At 32.4% G+C, this 20,825-nt stretch carries 16 protein-coding genes; 10 read left to right on the forward strand and 6 right to left on the reverse strand.

What is annotated here, in order from left to right; all coding sequences use genetic code 11:
* Positions 1 to 109: 109 nt before the first annotated feature.
* Both ACW5YJ_RS02995 and ACW5YJ_RS03000 read right to left on the reverse strand, forming a co-directional pair.
* Positions 110 to 799, reverse strand: coding sequence for a hypothetical protein (locus tag ACW5YJ_RS02995; protein WP_368679784.1), 690 nt, complete (start codon positions 797 to 799; stop codon positions 110 to 112).
* A gap of 54 nt (positions 800 to 853) precedes the next feature.
* Positions 854 to 1,609, reverse strand: a complete 756-nt coding sequence (locus tag ACW5YJ_RS03000) for an IclR family transcriptional regulator (RefSeq protein ID WP_457338463.1) — start codon at positions 1,607 to 1,609, stop codon at positions 854 to 856.
* Positions 1,610 to 1,760: 151 nt separating this feature from the next.
* On the opposite strand from ACW5YJ_RS03000, the gene ACW5YJ_RS03005 reads away from it, so the two are divergent.
* Both ACW5YJ_RS03005 and ACW5YJ_RS03010 read left to right on the forward strand, forming a co-directional pair.
* Complete coding sequence (locus ACW5YJ_RS03005) at positions 1,761 to 3,122, forward strand: gluconate:H+ symporter (protein ID WP_107551488.1); 1,362 nt, start codon at positions 1,761 to 1,763, stop codon at positions 3,120 to 3,122.
* A 21-nt stretch (positions 3,123 to 3,143) separates the two neighbouring features.
* Positions 3,144 to 4,163: an alcohol dehydrogenase catalytic domain-containing protein gene (locus tag ACW5YJ_RS03010; protein WP_017723865.1), complete on the forward strand. Its 1,020-nt coding sequence runs from the start codon at positions 3,144 to 3,146 to the stop codon at positions 4,161 to 4,163.
* A 489-nt stretch (positions 4,164 to 4,652) separates the two neighbouring features.
* Here the strand turns inward: ACW5YJ_RS03010 and ACW5YJ_RS03015 are convergent, their stop codons facing one another.
* Positions 4,653 to 6,242, reverse strand: coding sequence for an L-lactate permease (locus ACW5YJ_RS03015; RefSeq protein ID WP_135092022.1), 1,590 nt, complete (start codon positions 6,240 to 6,242; stop codon positions 4,653 to 4,655).
* Positions 6,243 to 6,652: 410 nt separating this feature from the next.
* Here ACW5YJ_RS03015 and ACW5YJ_RS03020 point away from each other — a divergent pair, with 410 nt between their 5' ends.
* The 4 genes from ACW5YJ_RS03020 to nagB all read left to right on the forward strand — a co-directional run bounded on the left by ACW5YJ_RS03020 (position 6,653) and on the right by nagB (position 12,294).
* Positions 6,653 to 7,906, forward strand: a complete 1,254-nt coding sequence (locus tag ACW5YJ_RS03020) for an MFS transporter (RefSeq protein WP_017723863.1) — start codon at positions 6,653 to 6,655, stop codon at positions 7,904 to 7,906.
* Positions 7,907 to 8,616: 710 nt separating this feature from the next.
* Entirely contained in the window at positions 8,617 to 9,648 is a 1,032-nt protein-coding gene (gene argF, locus ACW5YJ_RS03025; protein ID WP_457338614.1) for an ornithine carbamoyltransferase, read from the forward strand.
* A 310-nt stretch (positions 9,649 to 9,958) separates the two neighbouring features.
* Positions 9,959 to 11,497, forward strand: a complete 1,539-nt coding sequence (gene ptsG / locus ACW5YJ_RS03030; protein ID WP_107551493.1) for a glucose-specific PTS transporter subunit IIBC — start codon at positions 9,959 to 9,961, stop codon at positions 11,495 to 11,497.
* Between the two features lie 59 nt (positions 11,498 to 11,556).
* Positions 11,557 to 12,294 carry a glucosamine-6-phosphate deaminase gene (nagB, locus tag ACW5YJ_RS03035; RefSeq protein WP_457338464.1) on the forward strand — a complete coding sequence of 246 codons (738 nt, stop codon included), beginning with the start codon at positions 11,557 to 11,559 and terminating at the stop codon, positions 12,292 to 12,294.
* 419 nt (positions 12,295 to 12,713) lie between these two features.
* Here the strand turns inward: nagB and ACW5YJ_RS03040 are convergent, their stop codons facing one another.
* The 3 genes from ACW5YJ_RS03040 to ACW5YJ_RS03050 are packed head-to-tail and all read right to left on the reverse strand — an operon-like array spanning position 12,714 to position 15,942.
* Positions 12,714 to 13,928, reverse strand: coding sequence for a NupC/NupG family nucleoside CNT transporter (locus ACW5YJ_RS03040; RefSeq protein ID WP_457338465.1), 1,215 nt, complete (start codon positions 13,926 to 13,928; stop codon positions 12,714 to 12,716).
* A 9-nt stretch (positions 13,929 to 13,937) separates the two neighbouring features.
* On the reverse strand, positions 13,938 to 14,849 hold the full coding sequence (locus ACW5YJ_RS03045) for a pseudouridine-5'-phosphate glycosidase (RefSeq protein WP_135092014.1): 912 nt from the start codon (positions 14,847 to 14,849) through the stop codon (positions 13,938 to 13,940).
* Positions 14,833 to 15,942 carry a carbohydrate kinase gene (locus tag ACW5YJ_RS03050; RefSeq protein ID WP_457338466.1) on the reverse strand — a complete coding sequence of 370 codons (1,110 nt, stop codon included), beginning with the start codon at positions 15,940 to 15,942 and terminating at the stop codon, positions 14,833 to 14,835. The genes ACW5YJ_RS03045 and ACW5YJ_RS03050 overlap by 17 nt, the downstream gene beginning before the upstream one ends.
* Before the next feature lie 474 nt (positions 15,943 to 16,416).
* On the opposite strand from ACW5YJ_RS03050, the gene ACW5YJ_RS03055 reads away from it, so the two are divergent.
* The 4 genes from ACW5YJ_RS03055 (at position 16,417) to ACW5YJ_RS03070 (ending at position 20,816) form a co-directional block, all read left to right on the forward strand.
* Positions 16,417 to 17,217: an amino acid ABC transporter substrate-binding protein gene (locus tag ACW5YJ_RS03055; protein WP_017723856.1), complete on the forward strand. Its 801-nt coding sequence runs from the start codon at positions 16,417 to 16,419 to the stop codon at positions 17,215 to 17,217.
* The gene (locus ACW5YJ_RS03060; RefSeq protein WP_107531403.1) at positions 17,201 to 17,920 is read left to right on the forward strand and encodes an amino acid ABC transporter permease; all 720 of its coding nucleotides are present in this window, start codon (positions 17,201 to 17,203) and stop codon (positions 17,918 to 17,920) included. Before ACW5YJ_RS03055 ends, ACW5YJ_RS03060 begins: the two co-directional genes overlap by 17 nt.
* Positions 17,917 to 18,648, forward strand: coding sequence for an amino acid ABC transporter ATP-binding protein (locus ACW5YJ_RS03065; protein ID WP_457338467.1), 732 nt, complete (start codon positions 17,917 to 17,919; stop codon positions 18,646 to 18,648). Before ACW5YJ_RS03060 ends, ACW5YJ_RS03065 begins: the two co-directional genes overlap by 4 nt.
* A gap of 224 nt (positions 18,649 to 18,872) precedes the next feature.
* Positions 18,873 to 20,816: a BglG family transcription antiterminator gene (locus ACW5YJ_RS03070; protein ID WP_107551495.1), complete on the forward strand. Its 1,944-nt coding sequence runs from the start codon at positions 18,873 to 18,875 to the stop codon at positions 20,814 to 20,816.
* Positions 20,817 to 20,825: the final 9 nt, after the last annotated feature.

The following is a 20,825-nucleotide window of genomic DNA, read 5'->3' on the forward strand; positions in this document are numbered from 1 at the left end:
GGAGAAGGTAGAAAAGTCTTGAATATTTTGAAAAAGCGATGCGCATACGTGTGAAATCAAAATTGCTGATTTTACATGTGAAATGCGTATCGCTTTTATTATGTCATAATTATGATGGCATTATATGCCATTGTTGAAAGTGGTCATAAGTTAAATTAAATTGTTGCGTTTTAATTTCTATTGGGAAGGCGAATGATGTCTTTTCAGAAAAGAACCACCGTCTATGTTCAGGCGTTAATAAAATAAAACTTTCATCATGTTTATCGCCTAGAAAATTCAAGTCGTCAGGTACAAATTGTCTTTGTTCATGCGTTTCCAACTGATATTGTGTTAAGGCTTGATAGACAGACTCTGTATCATTGCATACAAAACCAATTTCGCTAATTCTTGAAAATTCAGGTTCCTCCGTCATATTAGAGACTCTAGCAATTAATTCGACAATATTTCCAGAAGGATCATTGAAGTAAACAGAATGTGCAACAAAAGATTCAAAATAAGTTGTATGTTGTTTGTCCTCCATTAATAGAAATAAAATGTTTTGATAATGATTTTTCATTTCAAAAAAATGATTATAAGGAATATCAATAGCAAAATGATAATAAGGTTGGTTAATATCATGTGCATGTCTAAAATATAATTCTGTTTCACCAATTTCAACCATAAATGATTCTTGGTCAATGATTTCAACCGTACACTCTAATGTTTCCTCATAAAACTGTCTTGTTTCTTCCAATTCTGACGTTAATAACGTTATACTTTCAAATTTCATATGCATATCCCATCCCCACGTAGTACCCATATATAATAAATGATTTAACTGTACTTTATCAAAATAATAACGATGATGATAATATTAAGAATTTATAAAACCTAAATTTTTTGAAATGTTATTTGCTGTATTTTGGAGTTGAGTAATATAAAATTCTTTTTTTGGCAATTGAGTTGTTGAAAAGGACAAACTAATCGCGCCCTGTACTTCATTACGATAATTAACGAAATAAGTGCCAATACAATAAATGCCTTCTTCATTTTCTTCTTTATCCTCTGCATAACCTTGTTTACGAATCATTTCAATTTCTTTCATAAAATCATCAAAGTTAGTGATAGTGTGGTTTGTGTAGGGGATAATTTTAGAATTATCCCAAACGGCTTGAATCGTATAGTCATCATACTTAGATAATATTGCTTTTCCCACAGCAGTACAAAACATAGGTGCGCGTAGACCTATTTTAGAAGCCATTGTATAAATCGCGTCATTTGGAATAAATTTTTCAATATAAAGGATTTCATTTTTATCTTCAATGACTAAATGACATGTTTCATTGACTTTGAAAGAAAGTTGACTAATAAAACTTTTAGCGATATTCAAATAGTCAATGTTTTTGATGCTAGAATAGCCTAATTGAAATAATTTATAAGTTAATTCATATTGGTGTGTTAATGGATTTTGTTTTACATAATGATTATCGATTAAAGATTTAACTAAACGGTGCACAGTCGTTTTAGATAACTGTGTTTTTGTTACAAGTTCATTTAATGATATCGGACTATGATGTGATATCAATTCTAATAAATTTAATGCACGATCGATTGATTGAACATTTGACATAATTCCACTCCTCAAATTGACAACGTTTTCATTTTCACTTTATACTAATAAAGCATTCTATTATATGATATAACATTTCATAATGTGGAACAAGTGTAGAAATTATAAAAGCTATGGACAGCTACATATAAGACAAAAGGAGTGTGTTGAAATGTTTGGAGAGTTCTGGCCATTAATTAGTGTTGTATTAGGTGTTATTGTACTGTTATTTTTAATTATTAAATGCAAGATTAATGCCTTTATATCTTTGATAGTGACATCAATTTTTACTGGTATGATTTTAGGTATGCCACTAGACAAAATAGTAGAAACTGTTGAAAAAGGTATGGGGAGTACTTTAGGAAGTGTAGCAATAATATTTGGGTTAGGAGCTATTTTAGGTAAATTTCTTGCCGATGGTGGTGGCGCAAATAGAATTGCAGATACATTTATAGATAAATTTGGTGAGAAATATATTAAATGGGCAATGATTTTAGCGTCATTCATTATTGGTATTGCCCTTTTCTTTGAAGTTGGATTAGTACTATTGATACCTTTAGCGTTTACAATTGCAAAGCGCTTAGGTGTATCACATATGAAGATTGGTATACCAATGGCTATTGCCCTTTCGGTAACGCATGGATTTTTACCCCCACATCCTGGTCCAGTAGTCATTGCAAAAGAGTTAAATGCCAATTTAGGACAAGTATTATTATATGGACTCATAGTTGCGGTTCCAACGGTGGTCATTGTTGGTGGTTTATTAGTCAAAATGTTACCTAAATTATCTCCGAGTGCATATAGTAAAGAAATTGATATGACCAATATTGTTTCTGAAGTATCGATTGAAGAAAAAGATCAACCAGGGTTTGGACTTAGTGTATTTACTGCATTGTTACCAGTTATATTGATGTTATTTGCAACAATTGTACAAATGATTACTGGTCATCAAGATGGTGCAACCAATCAATTTGAAAGTGCTATTTATTTTATTGGTAATGCACCAATAGCAATGCTGATTTCATTACTCTTTGCTATGTATTCGATGGGGATTCGTAGAAAGAGGACAATGAATCAAATTATGGACAGCGCTACATCTGCCATTATTCCAATTGGTATGATGTTACTTATTTTAGGCGCAGGCGGTTCATTTAAGGAAATCTTGATTGATGGTGGTGTAGGAAAAACAATTGAGCACATGTTTGTCGGTTCTAGTATGTCCCCAATCTTATTAGCTTGGATTGTTTCTTCTTTACTGAGGGTTGCACAAGGCTCAGCAACAGTTGCCGCTATATCTACTACAGGTATAGTATTGCCTTTATTACAAGCCACAGATGCTAATCTAGCATTAGTAACATTAGCCATTGGCGCAGGGAGTATTATATTCTCACATGTGAATGATACTGGCTTTTGGATTTTTAAAGAATATTTTGGATTGACTGTAAAAGAAACTTTTTTAACGTGGTCCGTTTTAGAAACAGCGATATCAGTTTGCGGCCTAGTATTTGTATTGATTTTAAATATGATTATTTAATTTGAAAGGAGAATGAATACGATGAAAGCTGTATTTATTAATGGGAAAGAAGATATTGAATTAAAAGAAGTTGAAGAAATAAGTACACAAAATAATCCTGAAAAAGTGCTTATAGAAGTTAAGTATGTGGGTATATGTGGTTCGGATTTACACTATTTGGCAGAAGGTGCTAGTGGTCCAGCAGTGATTAGAGAACCATTAATACCGGGCCATGAATTAAGTGGAGTTTTACTTGAATCTATGGATTATAAAGGAACGATACTCCCAAAAGGAACAAAAGTTACAGTGCACCCTGCTACCTATGGGGATAAATTACCACGTGCGCCACATAATCCAGAGATATGGCCGAATGGTTCATATTTAGGATCGGCTAGGTATTTACCACATAAACAAGGCGGTATGGTAGAAAAAATGCTAGTAGATAAAGCGCAAATATTACCACTACCAGATAGAGTTTCTTTAAAGATGGGAGCGTTAGCTGAACCACTTAGTGTGGGCATGCATGCGATTAATTTAGCAGGTGGTGTTACAGGTAAAAAAGTACTTGTGTCAGGAGCTGGTCCAATTGGATTACTAGCTGCAAGTGCAGGTTATACCTTGGGAGCAGAAAGTGTGACGATAAGTGATATGTTAGAAGAACCATTAGCGCGCGCACATAATTTAGGCGATATCGAAACATTAAATATTACAGATAATAATATTCCTGAAGATAGATACGATATAGTACTAGAGTGTTCTGGAGCTACTCCAGCAGTAACGACTGCATTTAAGGCTGTAAATATAGGTGGTACAATAATTCAAGTTGGTAATTTACAGGATAAAGCTTCACCAATTAACTTAAGTCCGATTAATATCAAACAGGCTACTTATCGTGGATGTTATCGTTTTAATAGAGAAATTGAAGATGCATTAACAGTGTTAGCGAAAAATGAGAAGATAATTAATGTGATTACTCAAACATATGATATCGAAAACTTTAGAGAAGCTTTTGAAATAGCTGCAAATTCTAAATTATCATCTAAGGTAATGATCAAACTATAAAGGTTTATTATTAAGAATAGAGAGTAGAGTCTCATGTTTTAGTCTGAACAAAGAAATGATTGTTTGAAAAATAAAAAGGTTTAACAAGATTTATAACAACACGAACTAAAAATTTTAAACATTTGAAGAAAAAGTTTCTAGTAAAATATCATCATTCTTTAATTATGCTGATGATACTTTACCTTTAAGGTTTGTAATCCTAATCATTTTTTAATTGATCTCAGGGGAGTCCTTTTACCAGAAACCGTTATAATTTCTCTATTAAACTTTATTAGCATTTAAGTATTTAAAGGATGACAATTAAATAATTTAAGATAACAAAAAGTCCCACTTCTCTTTTGATTGAGCTAGTGGGACTTTAATGTATTTTATAGCGTATGGATTACACTTAAACTGAAATTTAGTTTTAAATTATTGATTGATAAGTCCAATTCTAAATTTAATTTTTAAGACATGTTGCTATTGTTTAATGGCAAGGCGTTTTTTTAGCTAAAAGAATAGCCACGTAAATAGGAAACCGCTTATACCTACAAGTAGACAATATAGTAACGCAGGTCCGAGTGTTTTTCTAATAACACTTCCTTCTTTGCCAGGCATATCAACAACAGCACAAACTGCTACAACATTGTGTACACATATCATATTTCCAGCTGCTGCTCCGATAATTTGAGCTGCTAATACAGTGAATGGTTCGGCACCGATTGTTTGAGCAATATTTAATTGAATAGGTGAGAATGTCAATGTAGAAACAGTTGCACTTCCTGTTATAAACGAACCTAATGCGCCTAAAAATGGAGCGACAAATAACCAAATAGGTCCTAAGTAGTGTGCCATATCTTTAGCTATATATTCTGGCATACTGATTAAATCATGTGTATTAATGCCAGAGTTAATAAATACATGTACCATTGCAAGAGTAGCAATGAGTGTAATGCCAGTTGTCTTGATGGTATTTAATGAATCGAGACTAGCATGTCCTATATCTTTTAATGGTTTACGCTGTATAAAAACAGCAAAAATCGCTGAAAGTATAAGGATAGTTCCTGGTGAATATAAAATCTCCCATTCAGATGCGATTGACTCAAAGTTTAAAATGTTATTCCAAGAAATATCCAATATATTCGTTGTGAAATGTTTGATACTGGGAATTGTTCTTGTGAGTAACAATAAGACAACAACCATTAAATAAGGGGCCCAAGCAGTTAACAATGGCATTGGTTGTTCTTTTGTACTAACTTCATAATCAGGATTCAAACCATCTGTCCATTCTTCTTTTGGTAATAACCAGCCCTTTCTGGCGGTAATAACAGCAACGATTAATCCAGTTAAAGAACCTAAAATAGCAACAAATTCTGCGCCAAATAAAAAGGCATACACAAAAGCAGATCCTGCATAAACAATACCAATTAGAGCAAGCCAAGGTAACATTTCAACAATCGATTTAAGTTTATTATTTTTGCCGAAGAATACCACCATTGCAGTAATTAAAATAATAGGTATGAAAATACCACTCAATAAATCTAAAGTTGTAATACGTTCTGCCGTCGATTGAAAGAAAGAACTATCTGCGTCATTTAATGTGCTAAGTCCAACAAGGACAGGCGTACCAACAGCACCAAATGAAACGGCTACGCTATCTGCAACTAGTGCAGTTACAACTGCGATAATCGGACGGAAGCCTAACGCAACCATTAGTGGAGCAGTTACCATTGCAGGCGTTCCAAAACCAGAAGCACCTTCAATTAAAGAACCAAATAAAAAGGCGACTAAGATAACTTGGACACGCATATCACCTGATATCTTTTTAAACCCTTCATTAATACGAGTTACTGCACCAGTTTGACGTAATGTATTAAGTAATAAGAGAGCGCCAAATAAAATATAAAGAATAGTAAGTGTTTTGTGCGTACCTTGTAATAATGATGCAATAATAACATCTCCATTCATTCCCCAAACAAAAATTCCTAATAACGTTATAATAATTGCACTTATCGTCATCCCTTTTAATGCAGACATACGTAATAATACTAAAAAAATAAACGGAACAATAACTGCACTAAAAGCAACAAGAAGCATCATAAAAATCACATCTCCCATAAAATAGATATCATCAAGTCATATGATGACTAAATTTCCTTAATTGTAATCGCATTCATAAAAAAATTCAATCATTGTTAAACAAAAAATTCCATTAAAAATCTATTATATTTTTGGAAAAATACACTTTTTAAACAAGAAAGAATGGGTCAGCATGATGTTTTTAAAAATTTGAATTTCAACATTTCATTACTATTAACCTAAAATAACGAAAACAAACGAAAATAAATTTGCATAAAATAAAAAAATGAAATAAAATAACCACAATATCTGAAAGCGCTTTCTATTTTATGAATAGCACTTTATGGATAAAGTAACTTTAGCATTAGGGGAAAATATTCTTGAAATTAAGGATAATTAGAAATTATATTTTACAAACAGGGGTGTTATAGATGAATGATAAATTAGCTAAAATGGGAATGCCACCGACGTTAATATGGGGCTATATTGGTGTGCTTATATTTATGATGGGAGATGGTCTAGAATTAGCGTGGATTAGTCCATATTTACATGACCAAGGTTTATCCGTACACCAAACAGCATTATTAACCACTTGTTATGGTGTAACTATTGCCATAGGGTCATGGTTTTCTGGTGTTTTAGTAGAAGTGATTGGGCCACGAAAAGTAATGTTATTAGGTACATTGTTATATATTATTGGACATATTATTTTTGTAGGTTTAGCAATTCCAGCTATGAACTATGAAATGATGATACCATCATATGCAATTAGAGGTTTTGGTTATCCTTTATTTGCTTATTCATTTTTAGTTTGGGTTGCATATCGTTCTCCACAAAAACGTTTAGGTGCAGCTGTTGGATGGTTTTGGTTTGTATTCACAGGAGGATTAAGTGTTCTTGGTTCATTTTATTCTTCAATTACAATTCAATTATTTGGACATTTTTTTACTTTATGGACAGCTATCATTTGGGTACTTATCGGAACGTTTTTAGCAGTATTTGTAAATCGTGATCAATTTGAACTTGAACATAAAGAAGGTGGTTTTAAAACACATCTAAAAGAAATGGGTGCTGGTATTACAATATTAAAAAGAGAACCTCGTGTAGCAGTAGCCTGTATTGTAAGAATTATAAACCAGGCAGCTCAATACGCATTTCCATTATTTCTTCCAATATATTTATCAACCAAAGGTATAGCTACAACAACATGGCTAAATATTTGGGGGACTATTTTTATAGCAAATATTATTTTTAATATAATATTTGGGGCTTTGAGCGACAAAATAGGATGGAAGAATACCATTTCATATATCGGCGGTGTCGGTTGTGCTGTATTCACTTTAGGATTATATTTTATTCCTGAAATATTTACAGGGAATGTATTTCTCGTAGGAACTGTAGGGTTTTTATGGGGGATGTGTTTAGCAGGTTTCGTGCCAATATCGGCGCTTGTGCCGTCTCTTGTTCATGATGGTGACAAAGGCCCAGCAATGGCAATATTGAATTTAGGTGCAGGATTATGTGTTTTTGCTGGACCAGGGTTAGTTGCATTGTTTTACGATAGTATTGGCGTAAAAGGTATGATGTACTTAATATTTGGGTTATATGTAGCTAGTGCTATTATGACACGCTTCTTAAAAACACCAGAAGAGAGAGGTATAAGTGAAAATAAGGAAGCTTTTTAAGACATTATAACCAATTGAATAAAGAACATAGATTAAAGCAGGAAGTAGGACAGAAATCAATTTTTACTAAAATGATTAATTGATTATACTTCCTGTTTTGTATGTAATAAATTGAAAATAAAATTTGATATCTATTCTTTGAATGAATATGAAATTGTTATACAAAAACTAATTATAAAATTTGATAATAAGTACACAATAAAAAGCCTATTAAGCTATGGTGGGATAGCTAATAGGCTTTTTATAAATCGACGCTTAATGACTGGTTACTATATTCATTTTTAAATTTAATGTAATTATGAAGTTTTTGAAGTGGAACAATAATGTACTTGTTTATTTTTCTTGAAAACCGCCAGAAACAAAATGAGCAGCGATTTGTTTTATAAGAGCTAAGATTTCTTTAAACATTACAATTCACCTCCATTGATTAACTTATTACAACATAAAGATACTATAAAAAAGCTAATTAATGTTTTGCAACGCATAAATAAAACTTTTAACTTCATAAGTGTTTATTGTCAGATATTTTAATTACTTAAGTGACATAAAATTACGCTTATGCGTAGAAATAATCAAAAATAGAGTTTCTTAAGATAAAATAATTGTGAGATAATTCAATAATATACATTAAAAGGTATATTTATACTTGATTTTATTTAATATTACAGTTATTATGTATATAAATCTTATAAAAATATTGGAGTGATGGAATTGGGGCGTACACAACAGCACTAAACAAGTTACAGACATTTAAAGGTAAACATTTTTTGAAAACATGCGATTTTTCTGCTGATGAGTTGAACACTTTAATTGATTTTACCGGTGAATTAAAAGAAAAGAAAAAGCGTAATATCCCGCATCCTTATTTAAAAGGTAAAAATTTAGCATTTCTATTTGAAAAACCATCTACAAGAACTCGTTCAGCTTTCAGTGTTGCTGCCTATGATTTAGGTGCCTACCCTGAATATTTTGGACAAGGAGATATTCACTTAGGAGTTAAAGAGTCTGCAGAAGACACTGCAAAAGTATTAGGTAGAATGTATGATGGTATTGAATTTAGAGGACATCACCAAAAAGACGTAGAATCACTTGCAACAAGCGCTGGTGTACCAGTGTGGAATGGCTTAACTAACGAATGGCATCCAACACAAATGATTGCGGATTTCTTCACTTTAAAAGAGAACTGGGGCACTTTAAAAGGAAAGACATTAACTTATGTTGGCGATGCTAGAAACAATGTAGCACATGATTTATTAATTACTGGTGCAATATTAGGTGTTAATGTTCATATTGCTGCACCAGAATCTCTACAACCGAATAAAGATATTCAAATATTGGCTCAAAAATATGCTGCTGATTCACAAAGTGAAATTTTAATTACTGATGATATTCAACAAGCGATATATCAAACTGATGCAATTTATACAGATGTTTGGTTCTCTATGGGCGAAGATGAAGGATTGTTAGAGTCCCGTATCAATCAATTATTGCCTTACCAAGTAAATGAATCAATGCTAATGAATACGATGAATCCAGATGTTATAGTGTTACATTGTTTACCAGCGTTTCATGATGTGAACACAGAAGTAGGTCAAAAAATATATGAAACATATGGTCTAACTGAAATGGAAATTGCAGACGATATATTCAGAGGGAAGCATGCTGTTATTTTTGATCAATCAGAAAATAGATTACATTCCATTAAAGCAATTATGGCAGTTACATTAGGTGATATATTTTAAATAATTATCTTAAAAAGGTTAGGACAAAAATATTTTTCAAATTAACTTTTCTGTCCACTTTGTACTAGTAAAGCAACTGTTATTGTGAAAATTATGAGAGCGGACTTTCAATATTAATATTGTTAGGCATTGCCAATATATTATCCGAGGCTAAGACATTTATAAATGTCGGCCTCTTTTTTTGTATGGATTTATATGTTTATTGCAAACGAAGTAAATCGCTTTATGAAAATAATTTTCAATACGAAAATAAATATTGATTATTATTTTCTGTGATTGTATATTTAGGTTAATTAGGAGGTTAGCTATTATGAGTAAATTGTTTGAAAGAGCACAACAATTTGGGAAATCATTTATGTTACCCATAGCAATTTTGCCGGCAGCAGGATTATTATTAGGCATCGGTGGTGCATTAAGTAATCCGAATACGATTAAAGCTTATCCAGTATTAGATATTAGTTTATTACAGAATATTTTTATTTTAATGTCATCTGCTGGGAATATTGTTTTTCAAAACTTACCAGTTATATTTGCGGTAGGTGTAGCCATAGGGTTGGCAAAGAGTGATAAAGGAACTGCTGGATTAGCAGCAATGCTTGGGTTTTTAATCATGAATGCATCTATGAATGGTTTGTTAACTATAAGTGGAACATTAGCAAAAGACAATTTAACCGAAGTAGGACAAAGTATGGTACTAGGAATTCAAACTGTAGAAACAGGGGTATTTGGTGGAATCGTCACTGGTATAATGACAGCGCTTTTACACAATAAGTTTCATAAAATATCGCTACCTGACTACCTTGGCTTCTTTGGAGGATCACGTTTTGTACCGATTATTACAGCAATTGCTTCGATTGTATTGGGTGTCATTATGTTTTTCGTTTGGCCAACAGTACAAGGATGGATCTTTGGTGTCGGTGGATTAGTAGACAAAACAGGGATAATTGGTACGTTTTTCTTTGGCTTTATCTTGAGATTATTAGGTCCTTTTGGATTGCATCATATTTTCTACTTACCATTTTGGCAAACAGCTTTGGGAGGATCGTTAGAAGTTAAAGGACATATGGTTCAAGGGACACAAAATATTTTCTTTGCACAATTAGGGGATCCTGACGTTACAAAATATTTTTCAGGTGTGTCACGATATATGTCTGGTAGATTTATTACCATGATGTTTGGGCTTTGTGGGGCAGCTTTAGCGATTTACCATACAGCTAAACCAGAACGTAAAAAAGTTGTAGGAGGATTGATGCTCTCTGCAGCTTTAACATCGTTTTTAACAGGTATTACAGAACCATTAGAATTTAGTTTTTTATTTGTTGCTCCTATATTATATGTGATTCATGCATTTTTAGATGGACTAGCATTTATGATGGCAGACATTTTTAATATAACTGTAGGCCAAACTTTTAGTGGAGGTTTTATAGACTTTTTATTATTTGGTGTGCTTCAAGGAAATTCTAAAACAAATTTCTTGTGGATAATCCCAGTTGGTATAATCTGGTTTATGATATATTACATTATTTTTAGATTCTTGATAACGAAGTTCAATTTCAAAACGCCGGGTCGTGAAGATGAAGTGACGACAGAAACTGTAGAAGCAACGGATCGTGCTAAGACAATAATTCAAGCACTTGGTGGTAAAGAAAATATAGATGTAGTTGATTGCTGTGCTACTCGTTTAAGAGTGACGTTAAACAGTGATGAAGAAGTGGATAAGTCTTTGCTAACAGCCACGCAAGCTAGAGGAGTTATTCAAAAAGGGAATGGCGTTCAAGTTATATATGGTCCTCATGTTACTACGATAAAAAATGAAGTTGAGACGCTTTTAGAGAATGGAAAATTATAATACAACATGTAAAAAGATAGGAAAGGATATCAAATATTGAATAAAGATATGGTGAAAAGATGAATGTTACAAATTTGAAGAATCAAACTATAGCTAGTCAATACTTAGCAACTGAGCTGTTAAAACAACTTAAGACTAAACCTAATACGGTTTTAGGTTTGGCCACAGGCAGTACAATGATAGGCGTGTATAAATATCTATCAGAATTATTAAATAGTAATCTAGTTGATTTATCACGTGTGGTTACGTTTAATTTAGATGAGTATGTTGGTTTAGCACCAGATCATGAACAGAGCTATCATGTGTATATGAATGAACATTTATTTAAGCATAATGATTCATGGAAAAAGGATAATATACATTTACCAATGGGAAATGCAAAAGATGTTTTACAAGAATCTAGGAATTACGAACGACTTTTACGTGATATAGGCCCTGCAGATATTCAAATTTTAGGAATTGGTGAAAATGGGCATATTGGTTTTAATGAGCCGTATACATCTTTTGATAGTGTGACGAGCGTAGTGGATTTGACCTCTTCAACAATTAAGGCGAATAGTAAAAACTTTGAAACAATTGAAAATGTACCTAAACAAGCAATATCGATGGGCCTTTCATCTATTATGCGAGCGAAGAGGATTATTTTGTTGGCGTTAGGTGAACATAAGCAATATGCAATCAAACAACTCTTAGAAGGAGATATATCCGAATCGTTACCTGCCAGTATATTGCGACAACATGCTAATGTAGAAGTTATCGTGGATGATGAAATATTCCAATTGAATAAATATAACTAAATTATAATCATGGTATTACAGTGCAATTTATGAATTATAATCATATTAGTGATTGAAATGAAGTTAATGGCGCAGTACAGAAGTCTAAAGAAATTATTTTAGATTTCTGTACTGCGTTTTTATATTTTTAATCGTATCGTTTCTCAAAATAGCAATTAGAGAATTTTAAAATAAATGAGCGTTTTGAATAATTAAAAAATTGATTTTTGTAAACGTTTACAATTATAATGTAATTATACAATTTAGGAAGAGGTGTATCGTGATGGTGAATGTGAATAAAGAACGCATGAAAATGTAAAGAACTACTATTTTCATTTGTGAAAATTAGTAGTTCTTATACATGAGCACAGCTCAGGTAAACCAATTAACAAGCTGTTTTTGTATTTAAATGGTAAAAGTTACTTAAAAGTGTGTATCTTTTATAATACTAAACCGATTATAGATGCTGAAATGATAGAAGCTAAGGTAGAACCGAGTAATAAACGCATAGCAAATGAAGCGACTTTATTCCCTTGTTCGGTGCTAAATCCTTTTATTGATCCAACAATAATGCCAACTGTACCAAAGTTAGCGAAACTAACAAGATATACTGAGATAATACCTTGGGTACGGTGTGAAAGAGTATGGGCTAATTTTTGGAAATCTAGCATAGCAACGAATTCATTAGTAATTAATTTTGTAGCCATAATTGAACCAGCTTGAACAGCTTCATGCCAAGGTATTCCTATAATAAAAGCGATTGGTGCAAAGATGAGACCAATTAATTGTCTAAAGTCTAACCCGACTAAGTTGAATAATACAGTGATAGCTTCCATGAGGGAAATAAATGCTAGTAGCATAATAGCAACACTAACAGCAATTTTGAAACCATCTGTAGCACTATCACCAATCATTTGAAAGAAAGGTACTTTTTTAGGTTTTGTAGTATTGTTCTCATGCACGTTGCTATTAGCCGTTAAATTTGATATTTCAACATCTTTATCATCGGATTTATACGGATTAATTACACTAGCAATAATTAATGCACTGAAAATATTAAGCATCACAGCAGTAACAACAAATTTAGGCTCGAGCATTTGCATATAGGACCCTAACATCGCCATACTCACTGCACTCATACCAGAAGTAGTTATTGTATATAATTTAGCTTTAGATAGTTTCGGAATCATTTCTTTAATAGTTAAGTAAACTTCTGGCTGACCTAACATAGATGTAGAAATAGCAAAATAACTTTCTAAACGTCCCATACCAGTTAGTTTATTGATGATTATGCCAACATATTTGATAATAAAAGGAAGAATTTTAAAATAATTCAACATACCTATTAATACTGAGATAAATACTAAAGGAAGTAATACAGTAATAAAAAATGTAGAAGCCCCCTTATTTTGCAAACCACCGAATACAAAATCGATACCAGATTTACTAATATCTAATAAAGCTTCAAAAAATGAGCCTAGTGTTGTTAATGTTATTAAGCCAATAGTTGTATTCATCATAAATAATACAATAATTACTTGAATGATTAACATAGTTAAAGGCTTTCTAAATTTAATGGCTTTTCTATCGTAACTAAAAATAAAAGAGATTATTAATGCGAATAGAATACCAGTAATAGAAAATAGAATGGACATTTAAATCACCTACAATTGAGTGAAAGCAACAGCTATTTTAGCTCCTAGAACTGCATTGTTTTCAACAAGTTTTATATTTGTTTCTAAACTCTTACCTTCAGATTTTTCGACAATTTTCCCAAGTAAAAATGGTGTGGAATCCTTTCCACTAATTCCTTTTTCCTCTGCTTCTTTTACAGCATCTGTGATAATACAATCAATATATGATTTAGATAACGCATGTGCTTTGGGTACAGGATTAGCAACGACGACACCACCACTTAAAGCTAAATCATTTTTAGCTTTACAAATTTGAGCAATAGTCTCAGGTGAGTCTGCTGAACTGTTTAATTTAATACCGCTTTCAGGAGTGAAAAAGGCAGGCAGTTCCTCGGTTTGATAACCAATCACAGGTACGCCTTTTGTCTCAAGGTATTCAAGTGTTTTTGGTAAATCTAAGATCGATTTAGCTCCTGCACAGATAACAGTGACATTGGTTTGTCCTAATTCTTCTAAATCGGCTGAAATATCCATAGTTTGCTCAACACCTCTATGTACGCCACCAATTCCTCCAGTAACAAAGAATTGAATATCTGCTAATTCGGCACAAATCATTGTAGATGCAACCGTCGTTGCACCGATACGTTTAGTAGCAATAATCTCTGCTAAATCTCGACGTGATACTTTGGCAACATCGTCATGTTTAGCTAGTAATGTCAGTTCTTCAGGTTCTAAACCTATTTTAATTTTCCCATTAATTAAGGCGATGGTTGCAGGTATTGCACCGTTATTCCTAATAATTTGTTCAACATTTTTAGCCATCTCAACATTTTGTGGATAAGGCATGCCGTGTGAAATAATAGTTGATTCTAAAGCAACTATAGGTTTATTACTATCCATGCCTTGTTGTACTTCTTGTGAAAATTCAATGTATTGTTTCATCTTTATACTCCTCCAAATCTCTAAATAATTGTTTTTTATCTAAATTTTGACGAACGGTGTAATTTGTTTCTATCGTTTTTCTGGCATTTATCATGCCAGCGTTTAGTATGTCATCTATACCTAAACCATTTAGCCAACTGAAGACTACTGCGCTAGAAAATGAATCACCTGCTCCTGTCACATCTACAACCTCATTTGAACTGAGAACGGGTTTAATGATTTCTGTTTTTTTATCTTTATAGATAAGTTCCTGAACTCCGTTTGTGATGATTACTTTAGAGACACCATTATCTATCCATTTTTGTGCAGCATTTTTCATATCATTTGTGTTTTGGATTTTTATATTAAAATAAGCTTCTGTTTCATCTCGATTTATAATAAGCCAGTCTATTGCGTGTAATGAATCAGGCATATGTTTCATTTTTGGTGATGATACAGGTATGATTACTAGTTTAATGTTATGCTTCTCAGAATATGCACACAGAAAATCAATGGCAGGTTTATTTAAATTTAAATCTGCGATAATACATTTGGCTTTAACTAATAAATGTGTTCGTTTAATTAAAAACTCGGGCGTGATATAGTCATAAACTTCCATATCAGCTAAGCCGTATTGCATATTACCATCATTGTCTATGAGTGCAGTGTAAGAGCCAGTGTTTGCATTTTCTATTTGTTGCACATGATCTAGGTTCATGAAAGGACTTGATAATTTGTGTATCATGTCCCACTCACTGTCATTACCACTAGTAGATAAAAATGCTACGGTTTCACCCATTCGACCAAGATTTTCTGCAATATTTCTAGCTACACCACCTATAGAACGTGTAGAAGTTACAGGATTGGAAGTTTCTAGTTGCAATGTATGATGGACGTAAAACTTTCTGTCTAAGTTAGCAGCACCAATACATACAATAGGATAATTTTCGTTTAAGACATAGGCTTTACCTAAGACATATTCTTTGCGGATTAATCCTGAAATAATATTAGCTACTGCAGGTCTTGATAAACCAATTGATAGTGCTAATTCTTGTTGAGAAATAAATGGATTGTCTTGTATGCGTTTCAAAACCTCTCTTTCATTACTATTCATAGATGAGACCTCCTTTTTATAAAATCTAAACAATTGTTTTAAAATAAACTTTTGTTTGTATTTAAGCGAAGTCTATCATGTAATATTACATTTGTATACGCTTACAAATAAAGTTGCGAAAATTGTGACAATTTAAAATGGTCTTTGTCACATATTTGAAATTATTGATACATTAAGGTTTTAACCGGTATTAATTTTTTATAGAATAATATCATTATTTTATTTTTGAAAATTATTTTCAAACGTGAACAACGTCTATTATGAGTGTGAAATTATAAAATAAAAATAAAGATGAAATGTATTTTCTATAATGAAATATTAAAGAAAGAAAAGGAGTGATAAAATTGTAAGAAATTTAAATTATCTGAAATTAAAAAAAATATTATCTTATCGATAAAAATCTATTGACTAAATAGTGGGATAGGAATAAACTAATTTTAATCCGATAAGAATAATAAGAATAGAGGGCGAGAAATGAAAAAATTTTTAATGGTGTTAATTACTTTAATTTTGGCAGTGACGCTGGCAGCATGTGGTAATGACTCTTCAAGTAAAAAAGATAGCGAAAGTAAAAATAAATCAGTTAGTGAGAATAAAACATTTGTAGTGGGAACAGAAGGAACTTATGCACCTTTTTCGTTCCACGATAAGAATGATAAATTAACTGGCTATGATATAGATGTAGTGAAAGCAGTAGCTAAAGAAATGAACTATAAAGTTAAATTTAAAGAAACTCAATGGGATTCAATGTTTGCAGGATTAGATTCAGGTAGATTTAATGTTGTAGCTAACCAAGTTGGTATTAACGATGAACGTAAAGAAAAGTATAAATTCTCTGAACCATACACTTATTCTAAAGGTGTATTAGTAGTAAATAAAGATAATACAGATATCAAATCATTTGATGATGTTAAAGGTAAGAAATTAGCACAAACATTTACTTCAAACTATGGTAAATTGGCAAAATCTAAAGGTGCAGAACTTACAAAAGTTGATGGATTCAACCAAGCAATGGATTTATTACAATCAAACAGAGTAGAGGGCACGTTTAACGATAATATTTCTTACCTAGATTATAAAAAACAAAAGCCTAACGCTAAAGTAAAAGTGATTGAAGGGAATGCTGAAAAGAGTCAATCTGCTTTGACTTTTAATAAGAAGGAAGACGATGAAACAATCAAAGAAGTTAATAAAGCAATGAAAAAATTAAAAGATAATGGTGAATTAGCAAAAATAAGCGAAAAATGGTTTGGTGAAGATGTTTCTAAACCTTAATTCAGAGCAACAACATGCATTAGATGCAGCTGGACAAGCCTTTATGCCAATGCTTGAAGGATTGGTGAAGTTTTCAATTCCCATCACATTAGTGACTTTTGTTTTAGGATTGGTTATAGCACTAGTAACTGCATTAATGCGCATATCAACAAGCCGTATTCTTAGAGGGATTGCACGTTTTTATATTTCAATCATTAGAGGAACACCAATGATTGTACAATTATTCATTATCTTTTATGGTATCCCTGAACTCGGCAGATTATTAACTAACAACTCAGAAAATCAATGGACGTTAGCTCCAGTAATAGCAGCAATTATTGGTTTGTCTTTAAATGTAGGGGCGTATGCATCTGAAATTATTCGTGGAGGCATCATGTCTATTCCAAAAGGACAGACAGAAGCAGCGTATTCAATTGGTATGAATTACCGTCAAACGATTCAACGTATTATACTGCCACAAGCAATAAGAGTTTCAGTTCCTGCACTAGGTAATACGTTTTTAAGTTTAATTAAAGACACATCGTTACTCGGTTTTATACTTGTTGCTGAAATGTTTAGAAAAGCACAAGAAGTTGCATCGACGACTTATGAATATTTAACAATTTATTTACTCGTTGCACTGATGTATTGGGTTGTATGTTTTATTATTTCAATCGTCCAGAACTTTTACGAATCTTATCTTGAAAGAGGGTATCGTTCATGATTGAACTGCAAAATATAAAGAAAACATTTAATGATAAAGAAGTGATTAAAGGTATTGATCTAAAGGTAAATCAAGGAGAGGTAGTTACCTTTATTGGACGTTCAGGTTCTGGTAAAACTACTTTGTTACGAATGATTAATGCGCTAGAATTACCTACAGAAGGCGCCGTTTACGTCAATAGTGACACTTATGACAATAAAGATAAAAAATCACAAATTAAAGTACGCAAGCAGTCGGGTATGGTTTTTCAAAGTTATAATCTCTTTCCTCATAAAACGGCATTAGAAAATGTTATGGAAGGGCTAATTACTGTTAAGAAAATGAAAAAAACTGATGCGCAACAACAAGCGTTAGCACTTTTAGAGAAAGTGGACTTAACAGCTGTAAAAGACCAAAGAACTAACGCATTGTCTGGCGGACAACAGCAACGAGTTGCGATTGCGAGAGCTTTGGCGATGAATCCAAAAGTTATGCTCTTTGATGAACCTACCTCTGCATTAGATCCAGAGCTGGTAAACGATGTATTACGTGTAATTAAAGACCTAGCAAATGAAGGAATGACTATGATTATAGTTACGCATGAGATGCGTTTTGCTAAAGAAGTTTCAAATAAAATTGTGTTTATCCATGATGGTGTTATTGGTGAGTCAGGAACACCAGAACAAATTTTTAATCACCCACAAACGACAGAGTTGCAACGCTTTTTAAATATGCTTAGAGAAGCCTAAAATAAGTAATACTTGAATGAGATGGAAGCTAAATAGCTGAAATCTCATTTTTTTATTTTAAAAATAATTATTATAAAAATGTATCGACTATACAAATATCATTATATAATTTGTTAACATAATGTAATTTTGATGTGCAACTTTTCGTATTAGTAGGCGAAGAAGATTACACATCCACAATCAAAAGAAAGCGATTACAATATAAGTGTAAGGAGGTTGCTAATATGTTAAGCAAGAGGCAGTATCATATTTTGACGTTCATTATTGAACGTGAGACTTTTGTGCAAATTAATAATTTAGCAACACGTTTCAATGTTTCAGAGAGAACTATTCAATATGATCTTGAGTACATTGAAGATATGGCGAGTAAATTAGCTTTAACGATTCAACGAAGCAAATATGATGGTATTAAAATCACAACATCTTCAGAACAATTAAAGGCTGTAGAACCTCAATATTTGTCAACGTCTATACATTATTCTAAAGACGAAAGATTACTGTATATTACTTTGAAACTCTTTGAATCTACATCACCTACAGCTTCACATGTATTGGCAAACATGGTTTCGGTGACTAGACGTACGATAGTGGAAGATTTAAAACGCGTACAGCAATGGCTAGATAACCACGATTTACAGTTGAAATATGAGAAGAATAAGGGTTTCTTAATTAAAGGCGATGAAAGTGCATATCGTAAAGCATATGCAGAAATGGTTTATGAATATTTTCAAACACATACGCATCAAATGGGTCATCATTTGTTTTCGAATCATGAATTAGAACAAATTCGCTTAAGTGTTACTTCGGTATTGATTGATTCAAATTATCAACTCGTACAGAGTGCTATTGATGGATTAATTTACCACATTTTAATTGCAATTCATCGGGCGAATGAGGATTTTATTTTTGAGATTCCAGACAAAGAATATAAGAAGTTGCAAAAGACAGAACAATTTCAAATAGCCTTACAAATTAAAGGGAAATTAGAACAGATTTTTAAGCTTCATTTTCCAAAAAGTGAAGCTGCCTTTATTACTTTACATCTGCTAGGTGCAAAGACTTCAGAAGTAAATCGGTATCATCGTGAAATAGACGATTTGGATATTTTAACGGAACAACTGATTGAGCGTATGAGCGGAGACTTGGGGTTAGACTTAATGTCAGACAGTAAGTTGTTAAATGGTTTGATTGTTCATTTAAGACCGGCAATTCACAGGTTGAAATTTGATATGACACATGATAATCCTTTGAAAAAAGAAATTATTCTGCAATATCAACAACTGATTGAAGGTATAAAAAAGCATATATGGGGTATTGAAGAAAATTATAATATTGAGTTTGATGATAATGAACTAACTTATATTACCTTACATTTTGCATCAGCAATTGAGCGTATTTCTACTGTGACAACAAATAAAATCAAAGTTGTATTGCTATGTGGTTCTGGGATAGGGACTTCGCAGTTATTAAAAAGCAGAATTGCTCATATTTATCCAGAGCTCGAAGTTGTTGATGCATATTCTATATATGAAATAGATGAAAGTATGTTAAAGCATGAGGGAGTTGATTATATTATTTCTACTGTCCCTTTCAATCAAGTAACAGTACCTGTGATAAGGGTTTCGCCATTTTTAAATAAAAATGATCGTGTTCAATTAAATGAAATTATTAATCACTCTAGAGAACGATACATTGATGATTTACGTGGTATTGGTCCAACTCTAGAAGAGGTGTTACCACAATCGAGGATATTGACGCAACAGCCAGTACTTTCACGTGATGATGCGATTAAACAAGCTGTATCTATGCTAGAAAAAGATGGTGTAGTGGACAGAGCATATGCGACTGATATCATCCAACAATTAGATGCGTTTGGGCCTTATATGGTGATTAGCCCTCATATCGCATTGATTCATGCAAAGCATGATCATGTACAACAGCCAGTGGGTTTTAGTTTGATCCAATATGAAAATGGTGTTCATTTTTCACATGATCAATATGATCCAGTATACATTGTCATTACTTTAGCTACAGCACAACCTCAAATACATCTAAATGCGTTAAGGCAACTGAGTACACTAATTATGGATGAAGCCGCAAGAGAAGCTATATTTTCAGGAGATATAACAGCTATTATGCAATACATTAAGCATGTAAGCCAACGGTAAGGAGAGGAT

The organism is Staphylococcus sp. mip270_02 (assembly GCF_054031535.1).